The sequence below is a fragment of the Nocardiopsis halotolerans DSM 44410 genome (genome assembly GCF_000341065.1).
GTDB classification, from domain to species: Bacteria; Actinomycetota; Actinomycetes; order Streptosporangiales; family Streptosporangiaceae; genus Nocardiopsis; species Nocardiopsis halotolerans.
Genome location: NZ_ANAX01000005.1, coordinates 1 through 3696, shown reverse-complemented (window position 1 = coordinate 3696; position 3696 = coordinate 1). Strand labels below are relative to the sequence as shown.

3 protein-coding genes and 1 pseudogene are annotated in these 3696 nt (G+C 72.4%); all 4 read left to right on the top strand.

Annotation, left to right across the window (positions count from 1 at the left end; translation table 11 throughout):
- A pseudogene (locus tag D455_RS28750) lies at window positions 1–1019 on the top strand (FecCD family ABC transporter permease); the annotation flags it as partial.
- Window positions 1016–2050 (top strand): FecCD family ABC transporter permease, encoded by a 1035-nt coding sequence (locus D455_RS0100235; protein WP_017568751.1) that lies wholly within the window; start codon window positions 1016–1018, stop codon window positions 2048–2050. The pseudogene D455_RS28750 and the gene D455_RS0100235, both read left to right, overlap by 4 nt.
- Window positions 2047–2898, top strand: a complete 852-nt coding sequence (locus D455_RS0100230; RefSeq protein WP_017568750.1) for an ABC transporter ATP-binding protein — start codon at window positions 2047–2049, stop codon at window positions 2896–2898. Before D455_RS0100235 ends, D455_RS0100230 begins: the two co-directional genes overlap by 4 nt.
- 172 nt (window positions 2899–3070) lie before the next feature.
- Window positions 3071–3696, top strand: a 626-nt coding sequence (locus D455_RS0100225) for a cation:proton antiporter domain-containing protein (RefSeq protein ID WP_017568749.1), incomplete at its 3' end; no start/stop codon positions are given.

Below are 3696 nucleotides of genomic sequence, written 5' to 3'. Positions count from 1 at the left end.
ACAGCCCCCCCCTCGGGCGCCGCCGTCGCGCGGCGCCCGAGGCGCGGTACCACCAAGTCCCTCTGGCTGCTCGTCGTGCTGGCCGTGCTGGGCGCGTTCATGTTCGCCTCGATCACCGTCGGCTCCCGCGACGTGCCCTGGTCGGCCGTCGTGGCGGCGCTCGGCGGCGCGGCCGAGAACTTCGACCAGGCGGCGGTCGCCAAACGCATCCCCCGGACGCTGCTGGCCGTCCTCGCCGGGGCCGCCCTGGGCGTGGCGGGGGCCGTCATGCAGGGCGTGACCCGCAACCCGCTGGCCGACCCGGGCATCCTGGGCGTGAACACGGGCGCCTCGCTCGCCGTCGTCGCCGGTATCGCCTACTTCGGTCTGACGTCCGCGACCAGTTTCGTGTGGGTCGCGATCATCGGCGCGGGCGCCACCACGGTGTTCGTCTACGCCATCGGCTCCCTGGGGCGGGGCGGCGCGACACCGCTCAAGCTCGCCCTCGCCGGGGCGGCGACCACCGCCGCCCTGGCCTCGTTCATCAGGGCCGTCGTGATTCCGCGGGGCGACATCGCCGACGGGGCCCGGTCCTGGCAGATCGGCGGGGTGGGCGGCGGAACCTTCGACGGCCTCGGGCAGGTACTGCCCTTCGTCGTGGTCGGCCTGGTCCTGTGCCTGCTGTCGGCGCGGGCGCTCAACCTCCTCGCCCTGGGCGACGACCTCGCCGCGGGGCTGGGCGAACGCGTCGCGTTCGCGCGCGGGGCGGCCTTCCTCGGCGCGGTCGTGCTGTGCGGCGCGACCACCGCCGTCACCGGGCCGATCGGTTTCGTCGGGCTCGTCGTCCCGCATGTGTGCCGGTTGCTCGTGGGCGTGGANCGTTCTCGGCGCTCGTCGGCGCCGCCCTCCTGACGGCGGCGGACGTGGTCGGCCGCGTCGTGGCACGTCCCAGCGAGATCGACGTGGGAATCGTGACCGCGTTGATCGGCGCCCCGTTCTTCATCTACATCGTCCGCCGTCAGAAGGTGCGTGCACTGTGAGCGCCTCCACCGTCGAGACCGTCGCCCGCGGCCGGGTGCGGCGCGCGCGCCGGCGGCGCGCCGTGATCGCCGTTCTCACCACCTCGATCGTCGTCGTGTTCGCCGTGTCCCTGATGGTCGGGCACACCTTCTACCCGCTCGGTGACGTCGCGCGGGTGATCCTCGGGCAGGACGTGCCGGGGGCCTCGTTCACCGTCGGACGGCTCCGGTTGCCGCGCGCCGTGCTCGCGGTGGTGACGGGGCTGTGCTTCGGGCTCGCGGGCGTGACGTTCCAGACCATGCTCCGCAACCCGCTGGCCAGTCCGGACATCATCGGCATCAGCGCGGGGGCCAGCGCGGCGGCGGTCTTCGCGATCGTGGTGCTCTCCCTCGGTGAGACCGGGGTGTCGGTCTTCGCGGTCGTCGCCGGTCTGCTGGTGGCCCTGGTCGTGTACGTGCTGTCGTTCAGGGACGGGGTGGCGGGGACGCGCCTCATCCTGATCGGCATCGGCATCGCGGCCATGCTCACCAGCGTCACCGACTACGTCCTCGACCAGGCCGCCCAGTGGGACCTCCAGGAGGCGATGCGGTGGCTGACCGGCAGCCTCAACGGCGCCACCTGGGACAACGTCGTTCCGGTCGTCATCGCGTTGGTGCTGCTCTCCCCCGTGCTCCTGCACCAGTCGGGCAACCTCGCCACGCTCCAGCTGGGCGACGACACCGCGTCGGCCCTGGGCGTGCGCGTGGACCGCACACGGCTGGTCGTGATCGTCGGAGCGGTGGGGCTCATCGCCTTCGCGACCGCGGCGGCGGGACCGATCGCCTTCGTCGCCTTCCTGTCGGGGCCGATCGCGGCGCGCGTCGTCGGCCCGAACGGCTCCCTGCTCATCCCGTCAGCGCTGGTCGGGGCGCTCCTGGTCCTGGTGGCCGACCTCTGCGCGCAGTACGCCTTCGGGACCCGCTACCCGGTCGGGGTGGTCACCGGCGTGCTCGGCGCGCCCTACCTCGTCTACCTGATCGTCCGAACCAACCGCGTGGGAGGCTCCCTGTGACCACGGCCCATTCGCTCCTCGTCGAGGGCCTGACGCTCGGGTACAAGGACCGCGTCGTCATCGAGTCGCTCGACCTGGCCGTCCCGCCGGGCCGGATCACCGCGATCGTCGGCGCCAACGCGTGCGGCAAGTCCACCCTGCTCCGCTCGATGTCGCGACTCCTGGCACCCCGGGGCGGGCACGTGCTCCTGGACGGCAAGGAGGTCCACCGCATGCCGTCGAAGGAGGTCGCGCGCACGCTCGGTCTGCTTCCGCAGTCGCCGGTCGCCCCGGAGGGCATCACCGTGAGCGACCTCGTCGGGCGGGGCCGCCATCCCCACCAGCGCGTGTTCTCGCGGTGGAGCGGGGAGGACGACGAGGCCGTGGCCGAGGCCCTGGAGGCGACGCGGACGGTCGAGCTCGCCGACAGGCCGGTCGACGAGCTCTCGGGCGGACAGCGCCAGCGGGTGTGGATCGCCATGGCCCTGGCCCAGCGGACGGACCTGCTCCTGCTCGACGAACCGACCACGTTCCTCGACGTCAGCCACCAGGTCGAGGTGTTGGACCTGCTCACCGACCTCAACCGTTCGCTGGGAACGACGATCGTGCTGGTCCTGCACGACCTCAACCTCGCCGCGCGCTACGCCGACCACCTCATCGCGCTCGCCTCCGGCCGGCTCCACGCCTCGGGCGCGCCCGAGGAGGTGCTCACCCCCGAGACGGTGGAGGCCGTGTTCGGTCTGCGCAGCGAGGTCATCACCGATCCCACGTCGGGCAGGCCCCTCATGCTCCCCCTCGGCAGGCACCACAACGCGAGGGAGGCCGACGCGGAGAGGGCCGGTGCGGAGAAGATCGAGGTGGCGGATTGACGGCGGCAAGGTGAGGGCGGCGGGGTGGCGTTCCGGAACCTGTTTCCGCCACCCCGGTCCGGCATCCGCCACGGGGACGTCCAGGGCGATTAACCTGCTGCGGCGGAGGTAGAGGGAGGAGGAGCGACACAGCTCCGCACCCGACACGGACACGAGGCCAGCAGAGGAGACCATGGACCCCCTCCCCTTGGTGTACGCGACCATCGGCACGCTCAGTGTCATCCTCGCTCTTTTCAGTGAGAAGATTCGGGCACTGCCCCTGAGTGAGCCGCTCCTGGCGCTGCTGCTCGGCGCGGCCCTGGGGCCCTACGTGGTCGGTCTTCTCCCGCTGCCTCCCGAGACGCGCGGCTCCCTCCTCCTGGAGGGAACCCGGATCCTGTTGGCGGCCTCGGTCATGACGGCGGCGCTGCGGTTCCCGGCGACCTCGTTGCGCGGACTGGCACCCCAGGTGGCGCTGCTGTTGTGCGTCGTCATGCCGATCGCGGCGGTCATCAGCGGCGCCGCGGCGCTGACGCTCGGCCTTCCCCTGGCCCTGGCGGTGCTGGTGGGCGTCTGCCTGTGCCCCACGGACCCGGTGCTGGCCGCGTCGGTGGTGACCGGGAAGCCCGCCCAACGCGACCTGCCCGCACGCCTGCGCAAGCTCCTCACGGTGGAGAGCGGGATCAACGACGGACTCGCCCTGGCCCTGGTCGGGATCGCGGTGGCCGTGGTACTACCGTCCACCGGTCCGGGTGACGTGGCGGGACGTCTGGTGTGGGAGATCCTGGGTGGCGCGGCCGTGGGCGTGGTCCTGGGAGC